Source organism: Streptomyces sp. NPDC039423 (assembly GCF_055598725.1).
Window position 1 is genome coordinate 574,968 of sequence record NZ_JBVKAH010000002.1, and the last position, 22,471, is coordinate 597,438.

The following is a 22,471-nucleotide window of genomic DNA, read 5'->3' on the forward strand; positions in this document are numbered from 1 at the left end:
CCGCAACGGCCACTCGGCGCGAAGGGGGCGCGCGATGAGGGTGCTGCTGCTCGGTGCCAATGGATTCATCGGCCGCTTCGTCGCCGACCGGCTGCTGGCCGACCCGGCCGTCCACCTCACCGCCCTCGGACGCGGCGACGACGCCGACGTGCGCTTCGACCTCGCGGGCGGGAGCCCCGGCGCGCTCACCCGGTTCCTGGACGCCGTCCACCCCGGCGTCGTCATCAACTGCGCCGGCACCACCCGGGGCGGCGCGCGCGAGCTGACCCGGCACAACACCGTCGCCGTCGCCACCGTCTGCGAGGCGCTGCGCCGCAGCGGCTGCGGGGCGCGCATGGTCCAGGTCGGCTGCGCCTCCGAGTACGGGCCGTCCCAGCCCGGCTCGTCCACCGCCGAGGACGCGGTGCCGCGCCCCGGCGGGCCGTACGGCGTGTCCAAGCTCGCCGCCACCGAGCTCGTCCTCGGCTCCGGACTGGACGCCGTCGTCCTCCGGGTCTTCTCACCCGTCGGACCCGGCACCCCCGCCGGCTCGCCGCTCGGCCGGCTCGCCGAGGCCATGCGGCGGGCCATGCAGACCGGTGACGGCGAGCTCAAGCTCGGGGGACTCGGCGTGCAGCGCGACTTCGTCGACGTACGCGACGTGGCGCGCGCCGTGCACGCCGCCTCCCTCTCCGCGGCGCAGGGCATCGTCAACATCGGCACCGGCCGGGCCGTACGGCTCCGCGACGCGGCCGCCGTGCTGGCCAGGGTCGCCGGGTACGCCGGGTCGCTGCACGAACTGGAGGCGCCGGCCCGGCCCGCCCTGTCGGCGGTGGGGTCCATGGCGTCCATCGGCGCCCAGCGCGGGGAGAGCGTCCCCGACCATGTGGTGCCCGCCCCGCACCCGTATCCCGACGGGTGCGGCAACTGGCAGCAGGCCGACGTGCGCACCGCTCGCGACCGGCTCGGCTGGCGGCCGCGCATCAACCTGGAGGAGTCCCTGGCCGACATCTGGATGGAGGCGGCGTGCCGCATCTGACCCGTACGGACACGGGGCTCTCCGCCACCGGCGCCGAACGGCTCGGCTTCGGTGTGCCCGGCTACGCCCATCCCCTGATCGCGCCGGTCGAGTGGGCGGAGCTGACCCGGCCCGGAACGCCCCTGCACTGGGCCGTCCTCAACGTCGCGGACGGCCCCGGGGCCCGGCCCGACCCGCACTGCCTGGAGGCGGTGGGCAAGCTGCGCAACGCGGGCGGCCGGGTGCTGGGCCACCTCGACCTCCGCCACGGCTCCCGCCCCTTCGGTGACCTCGTCACCGACGCGCACCGGTTCCTGGACTGGTACCTGGTGGACGGCTTCCTGCTGGACCGCTGCCCCACCGACCGGGCCGACCTGGCCGCCGTACGGCGGGTCACCGCCACCCTGGAGGTGGTCCTGGAGCACGCCGACGGCGGGCACTTGGTGCTGGGGCACGGCACCCATCCGCACCCGGGCTACGCCGAGGTCGCCGACCAGCTGGTGACCTTCTCCGGGCCCTGGGCCGAGTACCGCTGGTCACAGGTGGCCGAGTGGACCGCCGACCATCCGCCGGAGCGCTTCGTCCATCTCGTCCACGGGGTACCGCGCACCCATCTCGACGAGGCGACGCGCATCGCGCGCTGGCAGGGCGCGGGGACGATCTTCTTCACCGACCGGACGGGCGACGACAGCGGACAAAACAGCCCATTCGCGGCTCTGCCCGGCTACTGGGACGAAATCGTCTCGCAGATCGGACGAGGTGTCTCGGAATGAGGAGTGCCATGGCAGTGTTACGGAAGAACAACCGTACTGACTACCGACCAGCTGTATTGATGAGGTCTCCGTGTCGCTGCCACCCCTGGTCGAGCCGGCTGCCGAGCTCACCGTAGACGAGGTCCGCAGGTACTCCCGCCACCTGATCATCCCGGATGTCGGGATGGACGGGCAGAAGCGGCTCAAGAACGCCAAGGTGCTCTGTGTGGGCGCCGGAGGCCTCGGCTCGCCCGCCCTGATGTACCTCGCCGCGGCCGGCGTGGGCACGCTCGGCATCGTGGAGTTCGACGAGGTCGACGAGTCGAACCTCCAGCGCCAGATCATCCACAGCCAGTCCGACATCGGCCGTTCCAAGGCCGAGTCCGCGCGCGACAGCGTGCTCGGCATCAACCCGTACGTGAACGTGGTCCTGCACGAGGAGCGGCTCGAGGCCGACAACGTGATGGACATCTTCGCCCAGTACGACCTGATCGTCGACGGCACGGACAACTTCGCCACCCGCTACCTGGTCAACGACGCCTGCGTGCTGCTGAACAAGCCGTACGTCTGGGGCTCGATCTACCGCTTCGACGGCCAGGCGTCCGTCTTCTGGTCCGAGTACGGCCCCTGCTACCGCTGCCTGTACCCGGAGCCCCCGCCGCCGGGCATGGTCCCCTCCTGCGCCGAGGGCGGCGTGCTGGGCGTGCTGTGCGCGTCCATCGGTTCCATCCAGGTCACCGAGGCGATCAAGGTCCTGGCCGGCGTGGGCGACCCGCTGGTCGGCCGGCTGATGATCTACGACGCCCTGGAGATGCAGTACCGCCAGGTCAAGGTCCGCAAGGACCCCGACTGCGCGGTCTGCGGCGAGAACCCCACCGTCACCGAGCTCATCGACTACGAGGCCTTCTGCGGCGTCGTGTCGGAGGAGGCCCAGGAGGCGGCGCTCGGCGCGACGATCACTCCCAAGCAGCTCAAGGAGTGGATCGACGAGGGCGAGAACATCGACATCATCGACGTCCGTGAGCAGAACGAGTACGAGATCGTCTCGATCCCCGGTGCCCGTCTGATCCCGAAGAACGAGTTCCTGATGGGCAACGCCCTCCAGGGCCTGCCCCAGGACAAGAAGATCGTCTTGCATTGCAAGACGGGTGTCCGCAGTGCGGAAGTGCTCGCCGTGCTGAAGTCCGCGGGCTTCGCGGACGCGGTGCACGTCGGCGGCGGCGTCATCGGCTGGGTCAACCAGATCGAGCCGGAGAAGCCGGTCTACTAGACCACGGCGGAAAACAAGGGCCGGACCCCGTGCGGGGGTCCGGCCCTTTTGCCCGGGCGGGATGTTCAGGAGCAGGTCGTGCCGTTCGGGGGGACCTTGCCCTCCAGCAGGTAGGCGTTGACGGTGTCCCGCACGCAACGGTTGTCGCCGGTGTACGCGCCGTGCCCCTCGCCCTTGAAGGTGAGGAGGACGCCGACGCCCGCCCCCAGCTCGTCCGCCATCTTCTTGGCGCCCTCGTACGGCGTCGCGGAGTCGCCCGTCGTCCCGACCACCAGGATCGGGCCCGCGCCCGGGGCGCTGGTCTCGGGGGTGGCGCTCTCGCCCTTCACCGGCCAGTCCGCGCACCACCCGGCCGTGTCCCAGGCCATGAACTCGGCGAAGACCGGCGATATCCGCCGGAACTCCGGCAGCAGCGCCTTGGCCTCGGCGGCCGTGGGCCGGCTGCTGCTGTCGGCGCACGAGATGGCCCGCTGCGAGTGCGCGCGGGTGTCGTAGGTGCCGTCCTCGCCGCGGCCGTTGTACATGTCGGCCAGTCGCAGCAGCGCGTCACCCCGGCCTCCCTCCGCCTCCTTCAGCCCCTCGGTGAGGTACGACCACATGCGCTCCGAGTACAGGGTCTGGGCGATGCCGGTCAGGGCCAGGCTCTGGGTGAGTTCGCGGCCGTCCGCGGCGGGCAGCGGTGCGCGGTCCAGCCGCTCCAGCAGGGCCGTCACGCGCGCGTTGCCCGCGGCCGCGCCCTCGCCGGTGGAGGCGAAGTAGTTGTTCAGTGCCCGCTGGAAGCCGATCGCCTGGTTGCGGGCGTGGCCGGCGGTGTCCGCGGTCGGGTCGACGACCGCGTCCAGGACGGTCCGGCCGACGTTGCGCGGGAACAGGTGGGCGTACGTCCCGCCGAGCTGGGTGCCGTAGGAGAAGCCCATGTAGTGGAGCTTGTCGTCACCCAGCACGTACCGGACGAGGTCCAGGTCCCGTGCGGTGTTGGTCGTGGTGACGTGGCGGATGACCGTGCCGGACCGCTTGGCGCAGCCGGCGCCGAAGGCGGCCCCGTCCGCGAGGAAGGCGGCCTCCTCGGCGGGCGTGTCCGGGGTGAGGTCGATCCGTGCCACGGAGGCGGCCTGCTCCTCGTTGTCCCGGCACACCACCCCGGAGCTGCGGTCCACCCCGCGCGGGTCGAAGCCGACCAGGTCGTAGCGGCTGCCCAGCTCCTCGAACTGCTCGGCCGCCTGCGGCATGGCGGTCACACCGGAGGCGCCCGGGCCGCCGAAGTTGAACAGCAGGGAGCCGATCCGGCGGTCCTTGTGGCGGGCCTCCTTGCGGATCAGCGCGATGGGCAGGGTCGCGCCGCCCGGCTTCGCGTAGTCCAGGGGGACCCGCACGGTGGCACAGCGCCATTCCGGGCCGGGCTCCTCGGCGCCCCGCGGCGCCTCGCAGCCGCGCCAGTCCGGCTTCTGGCCGGTGAGCGCGGCGGGCAGGGACGCCATCGGGGGGCCCGCCGAGGTCCGGCCGGTGCCGCCGTCCGTACCGCCGGGGGTGCCGCCGCCTCCGCCGTCGCAGCCGGTGACCAGCCCCGCCACCAGCGCCGCCGCGACCGCGAGCCCGGCCGGCCGTACCCGAATGGACATGTGTCCCCCCAACTCCTGTGCCGAACAGCCATCCTAGGCACGGCCCCCGGCGGCACTCCCCGGGAGGACGGCGCCCTACGGGCACACGGTCCCCGACTTCGGCACCGTGCCGTTCAGCAGGTAGGCGTCGACCGTGCGCTTCACGCACGCGTCGCCGCTGTTGTACGCGCCGTGGCCCTCGCCCTCGTACGTCAGCTCCACGCCGACGCCCTTGCCGAGCGCGGCGGCCATCGCCCTCGCCCCGGCGTAGGGGGTGGCCGGGTCCCCGGTGTTGCCGATGACCAGGATGGGCGCCGAGCCGGGGGCGCTGACGTCGGGGTGGTCCCAGGTGCCGGGCACGGGCCACTGGGAGCAACTGATCAGGCCCCAGCCGAGGAAGCCGCCGAAGACGGGGGACGCCTTGCGGAACTCGGGCAGCTTCGCCTTGGCCTGCTCCACGGTGAACCGCTCTTTGTCGTCGACGCAGTTGATGGCCGCGTTGGCCGCCTGGAGGTTGCTGTAGTCGCCGTTCTGGTCGCGGCCGTTCATGGAGTCCGACAGGGCCAGGAGCAGGCCCCCGTCCCCGCCGTCGGCCTCGTCGAGGCCCTGTTCCAGATAGGGCCAGTACTCCTTGGAGTACAGGGCCTGGGCGATGCCGTTGGTGGCCTGGGACTGGGTGAGCTTCCGGTCGCCGATGCCGGGGATGGGCTTCTTGTCGAGCCGGGCGAGCAGGCCGGTGATGAAGCCTTCGATCTCCTTGGCGTCGCTGCCCGGCAGCTTGCAGGCGTCGCCGCGCGCGGCGCAGGCCTCGGCGAAGTTGTTCAGCGCGAGCTGGAAGCCCTTGGCCTGCCCCAGGGCGCCCTGTTCGGTGGTTCCGCCCGGGTCGACGACGGCGTCGAAGACGGCACGGCCGACGGTCTTGGGGAACAGGTGGGCGTAGACGCCGCCGAGTTCGGTGCCGTACGAGATGCCGAAGTAGTGCAGCTTGCTGTCGCCCAGCACCTGGCGCATCAGGTCCAGGTCGCGGGCGGCGTTGGTGGTGCCGACGTGCGGCAGCACGTCACCGGAGTTCTCGTCGCAGGCCTCGGCGAACTTCTTCAGGCCCTCCTGGTAGTCCCGCTCCTCCTGCGCGGTGTCGGGGGTGGAGTCCAGCGCGAAGAAGGCGTCCAGTTCCGGGTCGTCCTCGCACTCGACGCCCTCACTGCGGCCGACCCCGCGCGGATCGAAGCTCACCAGGTCGTAGCGGGTGCGCAGCGACTCGTAGTCCTTGGCGAAGGAGGGCAGGGCGGTGATGCCGGAGCCGCCGGGGCCGCCGAAGTTGAAGATGAGCGAGCCGATCCGGCCGGCCGGGCGGGAGGCCTTCGCCCGGATGAGCGCCAGTTCGATGGTCCCGCCGTCGGGGTCCTCGTAGTCGAGCGGCGCCTGCATGAAGGAGCACTCCCACTTGGTGCCGCCGGGCAGCGGGGACGGGGCGGTGCCCTCGCCCTCCTGGACGGACGGGGCGGCACAGGGCTCCCAGGTCAGCTTCTGGGTGGCCAGCTCCCTGGGACGGGCCGGTTCGCCGCCCTCGTCCCCGTCGCCGGAGCAGCCGGCGGCCATCACCAGGGCGGCGGTCGCGGCGGCGAGCACGGCCGCACGCCGTGGCGTGCGGATGGCGGCGGACCGGGCGGCGCGGGAGGTCATGGCTCCATCGTGCGCCCGGCGCCCGCCCGGCGCCCGTGCCCGCGTCCATGCGGGTGGCCGGGGCGGGTACCGGGGGCGGCGGCCTCCGGGCACCGGGGGACGGCGGCCCGCGGGCGCCGCACACGGCCGCTCCCGGGTGCCCGGCGCCCCGGACCGGTCAGGGGCCCTCCCGCGTCAGAGGGCGCCTTTGCGGGTCAGGAAGTTGAACGAGAACCACCCCGGCAGCACCGGCAGCCACAGCGTCATCACGCGGTACAGCAGCACCGCCGGTGCCGCGACCTCCGCCGGCAGACCGCCCACGGCCACCAGGCCGAAGGTCAGCGCGCCCTCCACGGCCCCCACACCACCCGGTGTCGGAGCGGCCGACCCCAGGGCGTTGCCGGCCAGGAACACCACGGCGAGGCTCGCGTAGCTCAGCGGCTGGGCACCGTCGGAGAACGCCCGGATCGACGCGTCCAGGCACAGCACGAACGCACCGGTCAGCAGCAGCATGCCGCCGATCCCGGTGAGCAGCTTCCCCGGCCGCTGGAGCACGTCCAGCATGCGCGGCACCACACCGGCGAACAGCGACCGCAGCCGGGTGGAGACGAACTTGCGCAGGGCGGGGATCGCCGTGACGACCAGCACCAGCACCGCGGCCGTCAGCAGACCCGCGATCACCGTCCGGGAGGGCGTGAAGTCCTGGGTCTTCTCCGTGCCGGTGAGGTAGCCGAACGACAGCAGCAGCAGGATGTGCGCGCCCAGCCCGAAGAGCTGCGAGGCGCCGACACTGGCGACCGCCAGGCCGGGACGTACGCCCGAGCGCTGGAGGAAGCGGGTGTTGAGGGCCACCCCGCCGACCGCCGCCGGAGCGACGATCTTCACGAACGACCCCGCCACCTGGGCGATCACGGTACGGCCGAAGGAGACCCGCTCCGGGACGAAGCCCAGCAGGCTCATCGCCGCCGCCACGTAGCTCACCGCGGAGAACAGCAGCGCGACCGTGATCCACGCCCAGTCGGCGCCGGCGAACGTGGACACCGACAGCGACGCCTTGGAGATCTGCGAGATCAGGAAGTACACGGCGATGGCGCCGGCGATGATGCTGATCAGCGTCCGCGGCCTGATCCGCTCCAGCCTTACGGGCTCCACCGGGGCCTGCGGCCGGATCAGCAGCACCTGCTGCCGGATCTGGGCCAGCAGGTCCTCCTCGCGGACCTCGTCCATCGCCTCGTCCAGCGCCCGCTTCTCGGCCTGCTTCTCGGCGCGCACCGCCTTGCGGTCCGCCTTCCTCTCCTCCTCGCTGCCGGCGGCGTGCCCCTCCAGCCGGGCCTGCTTGGCCGCCTCGGAGGCGGCGAGGACCGCCTCCCGCTCCCGCTGCGCCCGCTCCCGCGCCAGTCTGCGCAGGGTCGCCCGGGTCGAACGGCTCAGCGCGATCGGCTGGAGCAGCGGCAGGCAGTCGGCGACCCGGTCGGGGCCGAGCGCGTCGACCGCGGCCGCCACCGCCCGCCGCGCGCCGACGCGCAGCCCCAGGGTGGTCAGAAGCTGGGCGATGTCCATCCGCAGGACGAGGTCCCCGGCGGCGATCTCGCCACCCCGGAGATCCGTGACGATCACCCTGCCGGAACGATCCACCACAAGGGCGTCGCCCGTCAGCCGGCGGTGCGCGATACGGCGCGACTGGAGCGCCTTCACCTGCAGCCAGGCGCCCCGGACGACCTCGTCGGTGATCTCCTCGTCGTCCAGCGCGTCCAGAGAACGGCCGCCCAGGTGCTCGTACACCAGCATCACGGCGTCCGGGCCGAGCTCGGAGGTGGCGATCAGCTTGGGCGCGTTGGCGCCGGCGGCGATCGCCGCGTACGCCAGCAGCGCCTCCTGTTCCAGGGCCTGGCGCAGCGACTGGAGGGAGCGGCGGGTGGTGATGCCCCGCAGGGTGAGCCTGCGCCACACCCGGTAGAAGAACCCCTGCGCCTGCTGTTCGCGGTCCACCACGGTGACGTCGAGCGGCGGGCCCTCCTCCAGGGTGACCAGGTAGCGGCGGCCGCGGTCGCCCTGTTCGGCGGAGTCGACGACGTCCTCGGCGCGCATCGCCGTGACCGGGCGGAAGCCGACGTGGCGCAGCCCGGCCAGGAGCGTCTGGCCGGTGGGCCGCACGTTCGGGGAACCGACCGCGTAGAGGGTGCCGTAGGCGACGGTCCAGCCGATCAGGATGGTCAGGACGATCGAGAACGGGGTGGTGTAGTCGGCCACCAGCATCGCGAACGCGTCGAGCAGCAGCACCACCCACAGCGACACCCGCCAGCGAGGCCGGCGGGCCATGCCCACGGCCGTCATGTAGGCGATGACGGGGGCGAGGTACCCGTGGACCGGGTCGGACAGCCCGCCGCCCGCCTGGGGCTGCGTCAGCGCCTCCTGAATGGTGCCCGGCGCGGCCCTGGCGACCCACAGGTCGGTGGCCAGGGTGACCCCGTGCGCCAGTACGGCGGCGAGGACGCCGTCCGCGATGCGCAGCCCGTCCCGCTTGATCAGCCGCTCGATGGCGAAGGCGACCGGGACGAGCAGGACCGCGATGCTGGACACGAGCCCGGCGACCTTGACGAAGACGTCGGGAGCCTGGCCGGTGCCCTTGCTGATGTCCTCCTCCAGGCCCGTGGTCGTGGCGTGGGCGAAGGCGGCGATGGCGATGACGACACCGATCGCGAGGATGCCGATGAGCAGCCGCAGCAGGTCGGACGGCCGGTGGACGCGGGCGGCGAGCAGCGGCTCGTCACCGGAGACGCGGTCGATGTGCCTCTCCGCGTTCACGCATACCGTCTCCTTCGTCTCGTTCGTCTCCATCGTCTCAGGAGGCCCCGAAGTGGACTCCACCTCGGGAGGCCGCACATCCCGCCCCTTCGCCGTGTCTGTGTCTTGTTGATCTCGTATCACCGGTCACCGCCCGGAAGATGGTGGCATGACCGGGCGGCGGCGGGGGCCAGCAGGGTGCATTGCCCGCGTTGTCGGTGGTGTGGTGCAGGATGGACCGGATGAGTGCTGAGGAGCTTCCGGAGTACGCGGAACGGGTGCTGGAAGTCGCCGAGCTGATCCCGTCCGGCCGGGTGATGACATACGGGGACGTCGCCGAATGGCTCGCGCAGGAGGGGGAGCGCGAAGCGCTCTCGGACAAGGATGGTGGTGGGCGACGGGTGGGCGGCCCGCGCCAGGTCGGGCGCGTCATGGCGCTCTACGGCGGCGCGGTGCCGTGGTGGCGGGTCGTGCGGGCCGACGGGCAGCTCCTCCCCGGCCACGAGCTGCGCGCCCTCGGCCACTACCGGGCGGAGGGCACCCCGCTGCGCGAGGCCGCGCGGCAGGCCGAGGGCCACCTCCCGCGGCTCGACATGCGCCGGGCGCGCTGGGACGGCGGGGACGGGTCCGGCGGCGGCGGTTCCGGCGGCGGTGCGAGTGCGATGTCTCACAGGTGACAGCTTCGGCCACGCGGCCGCGCGGCGGACGTGGTGGGCATCGCGGGCACGACCGTACGGAGTACGCGTAACGTCGTCCCGCGTGGCGTGCTCCCCGCGCCCCCCACCCAGCATCCTCAGCACCAGCACACCCACCAGGACCGGCGATCCACGTGAGCTCCTCCTCGATTACCACCGGGCGTACGCCATCTCGTGGGCGGACCCCGGGCGCGTACCGACTGGTGCGTACCCCGCCGGCTCCCGTGAGCCCCCCTCTCCTGGACGCATCGCAGCGTGCCGTGGTTGACCATCCCGGCGGACCGCTCCTGGTCCTCGCCGGCCCGGGCACCGGCAAGACGACGACGCTGGTGGAGGCGGTCGCGGCCCGGATCGCCCGGGGCGCCGACCCGGAGCGGCTGCTGGTCCTCACCTTCAGCCGCAAGGCCGCCGTGGAACTGCGCGACCGGATGGCCGCCCGGATCGGCGGGACGCGCGCCCCTCAGGCGACCACGTTCCACTCCTACTGCTACGCCCTGGTCCGCGCCCACCAGGACGCGGACCTCTTCGCGGAGCCGCTGCGCCTGCTGTCCGGCCCGGAGCAGGACCTCGCCGTGCGCGAGCTGCTGGCGGGCCAGCTCGACCTGGAGCGGGAGGGCCTGGCCCGTATCCACTGGCCCGACGAGCTGCGGGCCTGCCTGACCACGCGCGGCTTCGCCGACGAGGTACGGGCCGTCCTGGCGCGCTCCCGGGAACTGGGCCTCGGCCCGCGCGCGCTCGCCGACTTCGCCGCGCGCACCGGGCGGCGGGACTGGTCGGCGGCGGCCGAGTTCCTCGCCGAGTACCTGGACGTGCTCGACATGCAGGGCGTCCTGGACTACGCGGAGCTGGTGCACCGGGCGGTGCTGCTCGCCGGTTCGGCGGCGCTGCCCGGCTACGACGCCGTGTTCGTCGACGAGTACCAGGACACCGACCCCGCCCAGGTGCGGCTGCTGCGGGCGCTGGCGGGGGGCGGGCGGACGCTGTACGCGTTCGGCGACCCGGACCAGTCGATCTACGCGTTCCGGGGCGCGGACGTCAACGGGATCCTCGACTTCCCCGGCGCTTTCCGCCGCGCGGACGGCGCCCCCGCGCCGGTCGCCGTCCTCACCACCTCGCGCCGGTCGGGCGCCGCCCTGCTGTCCGCCACCCGGCTGCTCACCACCCGGATGCCGCTGCCGCGCCTGCCCGCCGACAAGGCCCGGGCGCACCGGGACCTGACGGCGGGCCGGGGCGGCGGCCGGGTCGAGACGTACACCTTCCCCACCTCCTCCACGGAACTGGACAACATCGCGGACATCCTGCGGCGCGCCCACCTGGAGGACGGCGTCCCGTGGAACGACATGGCCGTCCTGGTCCGCGCGGGCGGCCGCACCCTGCCCACCCTGCGCCGCGCCCTCACCTCGGCGGGCGTCCCGGTCGAGGTGGACGGCGACGACGTCCCGCTGCGCCACGAACCGGCCGTCGCCCCCCTGCTCGCCGCCCTCCGCGCGGCGGCGACCCCGGAGGGGGGACGGGTGGAGGCGGGGGGATCCTCCTCGGGGTCCGAGGGGTCCGAGGGGTCCGAGGGGGCCGAGGGGGCCGAGGGGGCCGAGGGATCCGAGAGGTCCGAGGGGGCCGTGGGATCCGGAGCGCTCACTCCTGTGGGTGACGGCGACGACATCCGCGAGGGTGACGGGAGCGCCGGGGCCGGTCCCCGCGCCGACGACGACGATGCCCCGGCAGGCGCCGCCGCCGACGCCCCGGACGCCGACGCCCCGACCGGCGACACCCCGGCGGGGCCGGGTGTCCCGGTGGACGACACCCCGGCGGGGCCTCGGCCATGGCTGGACACCGAGACCGCCATCGGCCTGCTCGCCTCCCCGCTGGGCGGCATGGACGCGGCCGACCTGCGCCGCCTCGGCCGGGCCCTGCGGGACGAGGAGCGGGCTGGGGGCAACAAGGTCCCGCCGCCCTCCGACGTCCTGCTCGCCCGCGCCCTCGCCGAGCCCGAACGGCTGGTGGCGCACGACCCCGCCTACGCGCGCGGTGCCCAGCGGCTGGGCGACCTGCTGCGCCGCACCCGCGAGCTGCTGGCCGGCGGCGGGACCGCCGAGGAGGCCCTCTGGCTGCTGTGGAACGGCACGCCCTGGCCCGCCCGACTCCAGCGGGCCGCCCTCCGGGGCGGCGCGGCCGGCCGCAACGCCGACCGCGACCTGGACGCCGTGTGCGCCCTGTTCGACACCGCCGCCCGCGCCGAGGAGCGCACCGGCGGCCGGGGCGCCCTGAACTTCCTGGAGGAGCTCGACGCCCAGGACATCGCCGCCGACACCCTGTCCAAGCGGCCGGTACGCCCCGACGCCGTACGCCTGATGACCGCCCACCGCTCCAAGGGCCTGGAGTGGGGCCTGGTCGTCGTGGCCGGCGTACAGGAAGGCCTCTGGCCCGACCTGCGCCGCCGGGGCTCCCTCCTGGAGGCCGACCGCATCGGCCGCGACGGCATCGCCGAGCCGCTCAGCCCCGGCGCCCTGCTCGCCGAGGAGCGTCGGCTCTTCTACGTGGCCGCCACCCGCGCCCGCGACCGGCTCGTCGTCACCGCAGTCAAGGCGCCCGCCGACGACGGCGACCAGCCGTCCCGCTTCCTCACCGAACTCGGCGTCGAACCGAAGGACGTCACCGGCCGCCCCCGCCGCCCCCTCGCCGTGGCCGCGCTCGTCGCCGAGCTGCGCGCCACCACCGTCGACCCGGACGCCACCCCCGCGCTGCGCGACGCCGCCGCCCGGCGCCTGGCCCGGCTCGCCTCGCTCACCGACGACGAGGGGCAGCCGCTGGTCCCCGCCGCCCACCCGTACCGCTGGTGGGGTCTGTACGAGCCCACCCACTCGACCACCCCCCTCCGTGACCGCGACCGTCCCGTGGCGCTCTCCGGCAGCGCCCTGGACCAGCTCGCCAACACCTGTGCCCTCCAGTGGTTCCTGGGCCGCGAGGTCAAGGCGGACGCCCCCGCGACCGCCGCGCAGGGCTTCGGCAACGTGGTGCACGTCCTCGCCGACGAGGTGGCCTCCGGCCGCACCCCCGCCGACCTGGCCGTCCTCATGGAACGCCTCGACTCGGTCTGGGACGCGCTCGCCTTCGACGCCCCCTGGAAGTCCGCCCAGGAGAAGGAGCACGCGCGCGTGGCGCTGGAGAGGTTCCTGCGCTGGCACGTCATGGACCGCGGTGGCCGCACATCCGCGGCCACCGAGCACGCGTTCGACGTCACCCTGGAGGCGGGGGAGTACGAGGTGCGGATCCGCGGCTCCATGGACCGCGTCGAGGCCGACGAGCACGGCCGCGCCTACGTCGTGGACTTCAAGACCGGGAAGTCGGCCCCCACCAAGGACGAGGTCGCCCACCACCCGCAGCTCGCCGTATACCAGCTCGCCGTCCGCGAGGGCGCCGTCGACGAGGTGTTCGACGGTCGCCGTCCCGAGCCCGGTGGCGCCGAACTCGTCCAGCTCCGGCAGGCCGCCCCCAAGAAGGAGGGCGGCGAACGGCTGCCCAAGGTGCAGGCGCAGGAGCCGCTCGGCGGCGAGTGGGTCGGTGACCTGCTCGCCACCGCCGCCGGGCGCGTGCTGGACGAGCGGTTCACCCCGTCCACCGGCAAGCACTGCGACCACTGCGCCTTCCGGGCCTCGTGCAGTGCCCGGCCCGAGGGCCGCCACATCGTGGAGTGAGCCCGGCCGGGCCACCGGGGACCGGGCGCGGCCGGGCACTGGGGAGCGGGGCGGCCGGGGCACCGGGGACCGTGGACGGCCGGGGGCTGTCAGTGGGGCCGGTTAGCCTCGTTGACCGTGACCACTCGCCTCACCGACCCCGAGCAGCTCAAGGAGCTCCTCGGCATCCCGTTCACCCCGGAGCAGACGGCCTGCATCACCGCGCCGCCCGCCCCGCAGGTCATCGTGGCCGGAGCGGGCTCCGGCAAGACGACGGTGATGGCCGCCCGGGTGGTCTGGCTGGTCGGCACCGGGCAGGTCGCACCCGAGCAGGTCCTCGGCCTGACGTTCACCAACAAGGCCGCCGGCGAACTGGCCGAACGGGTCCGCACGGCCCTGGTGCGGGCCGGGGTGACCGACCCGGACGTCATCGACCCGGACGACCCGCCCGGCGAGCCGCGCATCTCCACGTACCACGCGTTCGCCGGTCAGCTCCTCACCGACCACGGCCTGCGCATCGGCCTGGAGCCCACCGCCCGCCTCCTCGCCGACGCCACCCGCTACCAGCTCGCCGCCCGGGTGCTGCGCGAGGCGCCCGGACCGTACCCCGCCCTGACCAAGTCCTTCCCCACCCTCGTCAGCGACCTGCTCGCCCTGGACGCCGAACTCGCCGAACACCTCGTACGCCCCGCCGACCTCCTCCGGCACGACACCGGCCTGCTCGCCGCCCTGGCGGACGCCAGGCTCACCAACGCCGACCTGCGCAAGGTCCCCGAGGCGGCCGACGCCCGCCGGGAGCTCACCGATCTCGTCGTCCGGTACCGCGCGGCCAAGCGCGAGCGCGACCTGCTGGACTTCGGCGACCAGATCGCCCTCTCCGCCGAGCTGGCCCTCACCCGCCCCGAGGTCGGCGCGATCCTCCGGGACGAGTTCCGGGTCGTGCTGCTGGACGAGTACCAGGACACGTCCGTCGCGCAGCGGCTGCTGCTGTCCGGACTCTTCGGCGGGGGCACCGGACACCCGGTCACGGCCGTCGGCGACCCGTGCCAGGCGATCTACGGCTGGCGCGGCGCGTCCGTCGCCAACCTGGACGACTTCCCCGAGCACTTCCCGTACGCGGACGGCACCCCCGCCACCCGCTTCTCGCTCAGTGAGAACCGCCGCAGCGGCGGCCGCCTCCTGGACCTCGCCAACGGCCTCGCCGAGCCGCTGCGCGCCATGCACGAGGGCGTGGAGGCGCTGCGCCCGGCGCCCGGCGCGGAACGCGACGGCAGCGTGCGGATCGCGCTGCTGCCCACCCAGGCGGAGGAGATCGCCTGGCTGGCCGACTCCATCGCCCATCTCGTCCGCACGGGCAAGGAACCCGGCCACATCGCCGTGCTGTGCCGCACGGCCACCGACTTCCCCGAGATCCAGGCCGCCCTGGTGGCGCGGGACGTCCCGGTCGAGGTGGTGGGCCTGTCCGGGCTGCTGCACCTGCCGGAGGTCGCCGACCTGGTCGCGGTCTGCGAGGTGCTCCAGGACCCGGGAGCCAACGCCTCCCTGGTACGGCTGCTCACCGGACCCCGCTGGCGGATCGGCGCCCGCGACCTCGCCCTGCTGGGACGCCGCGCACGGCTGCTCGTCCACCGCTCCCGGGACGACGCCGGGGCGGACGCGGACGAGCGGCTGGCGGCGGCGGTCGAGGGCGTGGACCCCGCCGAGGTGGTCTCGCTCGCGGACGCCCTGGACACCTTCCTGGAGCCGGCCGGCCACGACGACGGCCTGCCGTTCTCCGGAGAGGCCCGGGTGCGCTTCGCCCGCCTCGCCACCGAGCTGCGCGACCTGCGCCGCTCCCTGGCCGACCCCCTGATGGACGTCCTGCACCGGATCCTGGCCACCACCGGCCTGGAGGTGGAGCTGTCCGCCTCCCCGCACGCGCTGGCCGCCCGGCGCCGGGAGACGCTCTCCCACTTCCTCGACACGGCGGCAGGCTTCGCCTCCCTGGACGGCGAGGCGACCCTGCTGGCCTTCCTGGGCTTCCTGCGCACGGCCGCCCAGTACGAGAAGGGCCTGGACAACGCCCTCCCGGGCGGCGAGAACACGGTCAAGGTGCTGACCGCCCACAAGTCCAAGGGCCTGGAGTGGGACGTGGTCGCCGTCCCGGGACTGGTCACGTCCCAGTTCCCCAGCACCAGGTCCCGCGAGTCATGGACCTCCCAGCCCCAGGTCCTCCCGCACGCGCTGCGCGGCGACGCCCCGACGCTCCCCGCGATCGACGACTGGGACGCCCGGTCGCTCGCGTCCTTCAAGGCAGCCATGAAGGAGCACCAGCACACCGAGGAGCTCCGCCTCGGGTACGTGACCTTCACCCGCCCCCGCTCCCTGCTCCTGGGGTCGGCCCACTGGTGGGGCCCCTCCCAGAAGCGCCCCCGGGGCCCGTCGGCGTTCCTCCACGCGCTGTACGACCACTGCGCCGCGGGCTTCGGCGAGGTCGAGGCGTGGGCGGACGAACCGGACGGCGACGCCGGCAACCCCATGCTCCAGGAGTCGGCGGCCGACCATGCCTGGCCGCTGCCCCTGGACCCCGCATCCCTGGCCCGTCGCCGCGCGGCCGCCGACCAGGTCCTGGCGTACCTGGCCGCCCTGCCGGAGGCCGGCACCGAGGACCCCCGGTACCCCGCGGGTCACGACGCTCGGGACCCGGGCCCGGGCCCGGAGCCCGGCCGGGACCTGGACCTGGACCCGGACCTGGACCTGGACCTGGACCACGGTCACCCGGTGGCGGACGACCCGGACGCACCGGACGTCCCCGGCCACCCGGACCCGGACGAGCCCTGGCCCGACGATCCCGGTGCCCCGGAGGACCCCGCCGACTGGGCGGACTGGGACGACTGGCCGGCCGAGCCGCCCACCGAGGGCCCCGCGGTCGCACCCGCGGGGCATCCGCACGCCCCGGCCCGCCACCCCGCCGTCCCCGCCCCGCGCCACGGCGACACCGACGCGGGCGCTCCCCGCACGCGTGACGCGGGCGTGCCCGGCCACCCGGGCGAGGCCCCGCACCCGCACCCGGACCCGGACCCGGGCGAGGCCCCGCACCCGCACCCGGGGGAGCGCCTCACGCCCGAGGAGGCCCGCACCATCGCCTCCTGGGACCGGGATTTGGACGCCCTCACCGGGGAGCTCCTCCGCGCCCGCGCCACCACCCGGGACGTCCTCCTCCCGGCGTCCCTGTCCGCCTCCCAGCTGCTGCGCCTCGCCGCCGACCCCGAGGGCTTCGCGCAGGAGCTGGCCCGCCCCATGCCGCGCCCGCCGCAGCCCGCCGCGCGGCGCGGGACCCGGTTCCACGCGTGGGTGGAGGCCCGGTTCGAGGAGCTGCCCCTGCCGATGCTGGGCCCGGACGAGCTGCCCGGCGGCGAGGTGTACGCCGACGAGCCGGAGATCGCCGACGAGCGGGACCTGGCCGCGCTCAAGGAGGCGTTCGAGAACACCGCGTACGCCCACCGCACCCCGCACCGGGTCGAGGCGCCCTTCCAGTTGGCGCTGGCGGGCCGGGTGGTCCGCGGCCGCATCGACGCGGTGTACCGCGACGTCGACCCGGACACCGGCGCGGTGACGTACGAGATCGTCGACTGGAAGACCGGCCGCTCGCACACCGCCGACCCCCTCCAGCTCGCCGTCTACCGGCTCGCCTGGGCCGAGCAGCACGGGCTGCCCCTCGACGCGGTCACGGCCGCCTTCGTCTACGTACGGACGGGTGAGGTCGTCCGCCCCGGCGACCTGCCCGGGCGCGACGGGATCGAGCGCGTCCTGCTCCGTGGGACGGCCGACGAGACGGCCCCGGATGCCGGATAGGCTCAGAGGCATGAGCGACACCCCGGACAGCGCCGTCCAGACCGTACGTACGTACGTCGAGCAGCACCGCGACGCCTTCCTCGACGACCTCGTCGAGTGGCTGCGCATCCCCTCCGTGTCGGCGCAGCCCGCGCACGCCCCGGACGTACGGCGCAGTGCCGAGTGGCTCGCGGCGAAGCTCCGGGAGACCGGCTTCCCGGTGGCCGAGGTGTGGGAGACGGACGGCGCCCCGGCGGTCTTCGCCGAGTGGCCCTCCGGCGAGGAGGACGCCCCCACGGTCCTGGTCTACGGGCACCACGACGTCCAGCCGGCCGCCCGCGAGGACGGCTGGGACACCGACCCGTTCGAGCCGGTGGTCCGCGGTGACCGGCTCCACGCGCGCGGGGCGGCCGACGACAAGGGCCAGGTGTTCTTCCACACCCTGGGGGTGCGCGCGCACCTCGCGCTGACCGGCCGGACCACCCCCGCCGTCAACCTCAAGCTCCTCGTCGAGGGTGAGGAGGAGTCCGGCTCCCCGCACTTCCGGGCGCTCGTCGAGCGGCACCGCGACCGGCTCGCCGCCGACGCCGTGATCGTCTCGGACACCGGCATGTGGTCGGAGACGACGCCCACGGTGTGCACCGGCATGCGGGGCGTCGCGGACTGCGAGATCGAGCTGTACGGCCCGGACCAGGACATCCATTCCGGTTCCTTCGGCGGCGCCGTGCCGAACCCGGCCGCCGTCGCCGCCCGTGTGGTCGCCGCGCTCCACGACGAGGACGAGCGCGTCACGGTCCCCGGCTTCTACGACGGCATCGCGGAGCTCACCGACGCCGAGCGGGCGCTGATCGCGGAGCTGCCCTTCGACGAGGACTCCTGGCTGGCGACCGCCAGGTCCTACGGGACGCTCGGCGAGGCCGGCTACACCACCCTGGAGCGGGTCTGGGCGCGCCCGACCGCGGAGGTCAACGGCATCGGCGGCGGCTACCAGGGGCCCGGCGGCAAGACGATCGTCCCGTCGTCCGCCCAGGTCAAGCTGTCGTTCCGCCTGGTGGCCGGCCAGGACCCGTACGTGATCGAGGCGGCCGTGCGCGACTGGGTCGCCGCCCGGATCCCCGCCGGCATCCGCCACAAGATCACCTTCGGGGCGCCGACCCGTCCCTGCCTCACACCGCTGGACCACCCGGCGCTCCAGTCGGTCGTACGGTCGATGAGCAGGGCCTTCGACGGCGCGAAGGTCCGCTTCACCCGGGAGGGCGGTTCGGGCCCCGCCGCCGACCTCCAGGACGTGCTGGACGCGCCGGTGCTGTTCCTGGGCGTGTCCGTACCGTCCGACGGGTGGCACGCGCCGAACGAGAAGATCGAACTGGACCTGCTGTTCAAGGGCGTGGAGGCGACCGCCCACCTGTGGGGCGACCTGTCCGCCGCGCTCCGCTGAGCCGTACGGCGAGCGGCTGGACAGGCACCCAGGACAACCCATCCACCCGGGGGAGTTGGAAGTACCAGTGAGCACCATCAGTAACGAGGCCGGGCACCGGCCGATCAGCCTCACCGCTCCGAGCGGCATCGACCGCGCGGCCCACCACCGGCTCGACGAGGCCTGGCTGGCGGCGGCGTGGAGCCACCCGACGACCCGGGTCTTCGTCGTGTCCGGCGGTCAGGTCCTGATCGACGACACCCCCGACGGCCGCACCGAGCTGGTCATGACCCCCGCCTTCGAGGCGCCGGTCACCGAGACCCACCGGTACTTCCTGGGCACGGACGAGGACGGCGTCCGGTACTTCGCGCTCCAGAAGGACTCCCTGCCGGGCCGCATGGACCAGTCCGCGCGGCCGGCCGGGCTGCGCGAGGCGGGGCTGCTGCTGTCCCCGCGTGACGCGGGGCTGATGGTGCACGCGGTGGCCCTGGAGAACTGGCAGCGGCTGCACCGGTTCTGCTCCCGCTGCGGCGAGCGCACGGTGATCGCGGCCGCCGGCCACATCCGCCGCTGCCCGGCGTGCGGCGCCGAGCACTACCCCCGCACGGATCCGGCGGTGATCATGCTGGTGACGGACGACGAGGACCGGGCGCTGCTGGGCCGGCAGGTGCACTGGCCGGAGGGCCGCTTCTCGACCCTGGCGGGCTTCGTGGAGCCGGGCGAGTCGATCGAGCAGTCGGTGGCGCGGGAGGTCTTCGAGGAGGCCGGGGTGACGGTCGGCGAGGTGGAGTACGTCGCCAGCCAGCCGTGGCCGTTCCCGTCGAGCCTGATGCTGGGCTTCATGGCGCGGGCCACGTCGTCGGAGATCGACGTCGACGGGGACGAGATCGAGGAGGCCCGCTGGTTCTCCCGGGAAGAGCTGGGGGCCGCGTTCGAGTCCGGCGAGGTGCTTCCCCCCTACGGGATCTCGATCGCGGCCCGTCTGATCGAGCTCTGGTACGGCAAGCCGCTGCCGAGGCCCGGCACCGCGGCCTGACATCGCCCGGGCCCGGCAGCGCGGCCTGACACCGCCCGGGGTCCGGCAGCGCGGTGTGACGCCGGACCCCGGGCGGCGTCACACCGGCGCCGGCCGTCCGCTCAGGCGCCGATCTTCTGCTTGACCTGGGCCAGCGAGGGGTTCGTCAGGGTCGTCCCGTCCGCGAAGAGGACGGTCGGGACGGTCTGGTTGCCCCCGTTGGCCTTCTCGACGAACGCGGCCGACTCCGGGTCCTGCTCGATGTTGATCTCGGTGTACGCGATGCCCTCGCGGTCCATCTGGCTCTTCAGCCGACGGCAGTAGCCGCACCACGTCGTGCTGTACATCGTCAGGTTGCCCTGCATCGTCGTCGCTCCTCGGGGGTCGCTTCCGGGTGGGGTGCCTCGGGGCACCAGGAATCAGAACGTACCGGGCGGCGCCACCATTCCCGATAAGTACGACCGGAGGGCGGGCCCTGTGGACGACCGTCCCGTCCGCCCCGGGCGACCTGGCAGCATGGCAGGGTGACAGCAGCAACGCACTCCACTCTCTTCCCGCAGGCCCCGGGCGCCGGCCAGATCATGGCCCCGCCCCGGGACGCCGACGCGGTGCTCGACGGGCTGGACCCCGAGCAGCGCGAGGTGGCGACCGCCCTGCACGGTCCGGTGTGCGTGCTCGCGGGCGCCGGTACGGGCAAGACGCGGGCGATCACCCACCGCATCGCGTACGGCGTCCGCGCGGGCATCCTCCAGCCCAGCAGCGTGCTGGCCGTCACCTTCACCAACCGGGCCGCGGGCGAGATGCGCGGGCGGCTGCGGCAGCTCGGCGCGAGCGGCGTCCAGGCGCGCACGTTCCACTCGGCCGCCCTCCGCCAGCTCCAGTACTTCTGGCCGAAAGCCGTGGGTGGCGAGCTGCCCCGGCTGCTGGAGCGCAAGGTGCAGCTGGTGGCCGAGGCCGGTGCCCGCTGCCGGGTCCGGCTCGACCGCAACGAGCTGCGGGACGTCACGGCCGAGATCGAGTGGGCCAAGGTCACCCAGACCGTCCCCGCCGACTACCCGGCCGCGGTCGCCAAGGCCCATCGGGACGCCCCGCGCGACCCCGCGGAAATTGGCCAGATCTATGCGATGTACGAACAGCTCAAGCGGGACCGCGGGGCGATCGACTTCGAGGACGTCCTGCTGCTGACCGTCGGCATCCTCCAGGACCGGCACGACATCGCCGACCGGATCCGCGGCCAGTACCAGCACTTCGTGGTGGACGAGTACCAGGACGTCTCCCCGCTCCAGCAGCGCCTGCTGGACCTGTGGCTCGGCGACCGCGACAACCTCTGCGTCGTCGGCGACGCCAGCCAGACGATCTACTCCTTCACCGGCGCCACCCCCGACCACCTGCTGAACTTCCGCACCCGGCACCCGAACGCCACCGTGGTGAAGCTGGTCCGCGACTACCGCTCCACCCCCCAGGTCGTCCACCTGGCCAACGGGCTGCTCGCCCAGGCCCGCGGCCGCGCCGCCGAGCACCGCCTGGAGCTGGTCTCCCAGCGGGACCCGGGCCCCGAGCCGGTCTACACGGAGTACGGCGACGAGCCCGCCGAGGCGGAGGGCACCGCCCGCCGCATCCGCGACCTGATCGCCGCCGGCGTCCCGGCCGGCGAGATCGCCGTGCTCTACCGGATCAACGCCCAGTCCGAGGTCTACGAGCAGGCCCTCGCCGACGCGGGCGTGCCCTACCAGCTGCGCGGCGCCGAGCGCTTCTTCGAGCGGGCCGAGGTCCGGGAGGCGGGCGTCGCCCTGCGCGGCGCGGCCCGGGCGGGCGGCAACGACTCCCTGCTGGACGACGCGGAGGACCTGCCCTCCCAGGTGCGGGCCGTGCTGTCCACCAAGGGCTGGACCACCGAGCCGCCGGCCGGTTCCGGCGCGGTCCGCGACCGCTGGGAGTCCCTCGCCGCCCTGGTGCGGCTCGCCGAGGACTTCGCCCGGGCCCGCCCCGGGGCCACCCTCGGCGATCTGGTCGCGGAGCTCGACGAGCGCGCCGCCGCCCAGCACGCCCCGACCGTCCAGGGCGTGACCCTCGCCTCCCTGCACTCGGCCAAGGGCCTGGAGTGGGACGCGGTGTTCCTGGTCGGCCTCACCGAGGGCATGATGCCGATCACGTACGCCAAGACCGACGAGCAGGTCGAGGAGGAGCGCCGGCTGCTCTACGTCGGCGTCACCCGCGCCCGGGTCCACCTCACGCTGTCGTGGGCGCTCGCCCGCTCCCCGGGCGGCCGCGCCTCGCGCCGCCCGAGCCGGTTCCTGACCGGGCTGCGCCCCGGCACCGGCGCGCGGGGGGCCCGTGCCGCGGGCGCGGGCGGGAGCGGGGGCGTCGAGCGCGGCGGCGGAGGCACGGCCACCGCCCGGCGCGGGCGCCGCGGCCCGGTGCGGTGCCGAGTGTGCGGCGCGACCCTCACCGACGCGGGCGAGATGAAGCTGATGCGCTGCGAGGACTGCCCCTCCGACATGGACGAGGCCCTGTACGAGCGGCTGCGGGACTGGCGCGCGGAGCAGGCCGGGCGGCTGGGCCAGCCGCCCTACTGCGTCTTCACCGACAAGACCCTGATGGCGATCGCGGAGGCCGTGCCGTCCACGGACGGCGAGCTCGCCCGCATCTCCGGGGTCGGCGCCCGCAAGCTCGACCGCTTCGGCGCCGATGTCCTCGCCATCTGCGCAGGTCAGGAAGTGGATGAGGGTGACGGCGAGGACTGATCCAAACTCGTCGGAAAAATAGTTTGCGCCCGCCCCGTCAAGCCCCATAGGTT

Annotated in this window: 13 protein-coding genes; 9 read left to right on the forward strand and 4 right to left on the reverse strand. The window is 74.1% G+C overall.

Annotated elements, in window-relative coordinates:
- Positions 1-34 precede the first annotated feature (34 nt).
- From ACZ7LK_RS08665 to moeZ, 3 genes are all read left to right on the forward strand, one after another.
- Positions 35-1,018, forward strand: coding sequence for an NAD-dependent epimerase/dehydratase family protein (locus ACZ7LK_RS08665; protein WP_392272186.1), 984 nt, complete (start codon positions 35-37; stop codon positions 1,016-1,018).
- A complete protein-coding gene (locus ACZ7LK_RS08670) occupies positions 1,006-1,770 on the forward strand; it encodes a spherulation-specific family 4 protein (RefSeq protein WP_392272185.1) in 765 nt (254 codons plus the stop codon). Before ACZ7LK_RS08665 ends, ACZ7LK_RS08670 begins: the two co-directional genes overlap by 13 nt.
- A 70-nt stretch (positions 1,771-1,840) precedes the next feature.
- Positions 1,841-3,019: an adenylyltransferase/sulfurtransferase MoeZ gene (moeZ, locus tag ACZ7LK_RS08675; RefSeq protein WP_469462517.1), complete on the forward strand. Its 1,179-nt coding sequence runs from the start codon at positions 1,841-1,843 to the stop codon at positions 3,017-3,019.
- A 65-nt stretch (positions 3,020-3,084) separates the two neighbouring features.
- On the opposite strand, the gene ACZ7LK_RS08680 is transcribed toward moeZ, so the two are convergent.
- The 3 genes from ACZ7LK_RS08680 to ACZ7LK_RS08690 all read right to left on the reverse strand — a co-directional run bounded on the left by ACZ7LK_RS08680 (position 3,085) and on the right by ACZ7LK_RS08690 (position 9,117).
- Entirely contained in the window at positions 3,085-4,638 is a 1,554-nt protein-coding gene (locus ACZ7LK_RS08680) for an alpha/beta hydrolase (protein ID WP_471139161.1), read from the reverse strand.
- A gap of 75 nt (positions 4,639-4,713) precedes the next feature.
- Positions 4,714-6,300 carry an alpha/beta hydrolase gene (locus ACZ7LK_RS08685; RefSeq protein ID WP_471139164.1) on the reverse strand — a complete coding sequence of 529 codons (1,587 nt, stop codon included), beginning with the start codon at positions 6,298-6,300 and terminating at the stop codon, positions 4,714-4,716.
- A gap of 174 nt (positions 6,301-6,474) precedes the next feature.
- Positions 6,475-9,117 (reverse strand): lysylphosphatidylglycerol synthase domain-containing protein, encoded by a 2,643-nt coding sequence (locus tag ACZ7LK_RS08690; protein ID WP_392272181.1) that lies wholly within the window; start codon positions 9,115-9,117, stop codon positions 6,475-6,477.
- A 179-nt stretch (positions 9,118-9,296) separates the two neighbouring features.
- Here ACZ7LK_RS08690 and ACZ7LK_RS08695 point away from each other — a divergent pair, with 179 nt between their 5' ends.
- The 5 genes from ACZ7LK_RS08695 to nudC all read left to right on the forward strand — a co-directional run bounded on the left by ACZ7LK_RS08695 (position 9,297) and on the right by nudC (position 19,695).
- The gene (locus tag ACZ7LK_RS08695; RefSeq protein ID WP_392272180.1) at positions 9,297-9,740 is read left to right on the forward strand and encodes an MGMT family protein; all 444 of its coding nucleotides are present in this window, start codon (positions 9,297-9,299) and stop codon (positions 9,738-9,740) included.
- Between the two features lie 167 nt (positions 9,741-9,907).
- Positions 9,908-13,450 carry an ATP-dependent helicase gene (locus tag ACZ7LK_RS08700; RefSeq protein ID WP_471139572.1) on the forward strand — a complete coding sequence of 1,181 codons (3,543 nt, stop codon included), beginning with the start codon at positions 9,908-9,910 and terminating at the stop codon, positions 13,448-13,450.
- Positions 13,451-13,567: 117 nt separating this feature from the next.
- Entirely contained in the window at positions 13,568-17,263 is a 3,696-nt protein-coding gene (locus ACZ7LK_RS08705; protein WP_471139168.1) for an ATP-dependent helicase, read from the forward strand.
- Between the two features lie 10 nt (positions 17,264-17,273).
- Complete coding sequence (locus tag ACZ7LK_RS08710) at positions 17,274-18,680, forward strand: dipeptidase (RefSeq protein WP_471139170.1); 1,407 nt, start codon at positions 17,274-17,276, stop codon at positions 18,678-18,680.
- Positions 18,681-18,747: 67 nt separating this feature from the next.
- Positions 18,748-19,695 carry an NAD(+) diphosphatase gene (gene nudC / locus ACZ7LK_RS08715; RefSeq protein WP_392272177.1) on the forward strand — a complete coding sequence of 316 codons (948 nt, stop codon included), beginning with the start codon at positions 18,748-18,750 and terminating at the stop codon, positions 19,693-19,695.
- A gap of 101 nt (positions 19,696-19,796) precedes the next feature.
- Here the strand turns inward: nudC and ACZ7LK_RS08720 are convergent, their stop codons facing one another.
- The gene (locus ACZ7LK_RS08720; RefSeq protein ID WP_392272176.1) at positions 19,797-20,039 is read right to left on the reverse strand and encodes a mycoredoxin; all 243 of its coding nucleotides are present in this window, start codon (positions 20,037-20,039) and stop codon (positions 19,797-19,799) included.
- A gap of 159 nt (positions 20,040-20,198) precedes the next feature.
- On the opposite strand from ACZ7LK_RS08720, the gene ACZ7LK_RS08725 reads away from it, so the two are divergent.
- Entirely contained in the window at positions 20,199-22,418 is a 2,220-nt protein-coding gene (locus ACZ7LK_RS08725; RefSeq protein WP_471139175.1) for an ATP-dependent DNA helicase UvrD2, read from the forward strand.
- The last annotated feature ends 53 nt before the right edge of the window (positions 22,419-22,471 follow it).

Coding starts and splice junctions, on each gene's coding strand:
- ACZ7LK_RS08665 (WP_392272186.1), top strand. CDS start 35: ATGAGGGTGCTGCTGCTCGGTGCCAATGGATTCATCGGCCGCTTCGTC.
- ACZ7LK_RS08680 (WP_471139161.1), bottom strand. CDS start 4,638: ATGTCCATTCGGGTACGGCCGGCCGGGCTCGCGGTCGCGGCGGCGCTG.
- ACZ7LK_RS08685 (WP_471139164.1), bottom strand. CDS start 6,300: ATGACCTCCCGCGCCGCCCGGTCCGCCGCCATCCGCACGCCACGGCGT.
- ACZ7LK_RS08690 (WP_392272181.1), bottom strand. CDS start 9,117: ATGGAGACGAACGAGACGAAGGAGACGGTATGCGTGAACGCGGAGAGG.
- ACZ7LK_RS08695 (WP_392272180.1), top strand. CDS start 9,297: ATGGACCGGATGAGTGCTGAGGAGCTTCCGGAGTACGCGGAACGGGTG.
- ACZ7LK_RS08710 (WP_471139170.1), top strand. CDS start 17,274: ATGAGCGACACCCCGGACAGCGCCGTCCAGACCGTACGTACGTACGTC.
- ACZ7LK_RS08720 (WP_392272176.1), bottom strand. CDS start 20,039: ATGCAGGGCAACCTGACGATGTACAGCACGACGTGGTGCGGCTACTGC.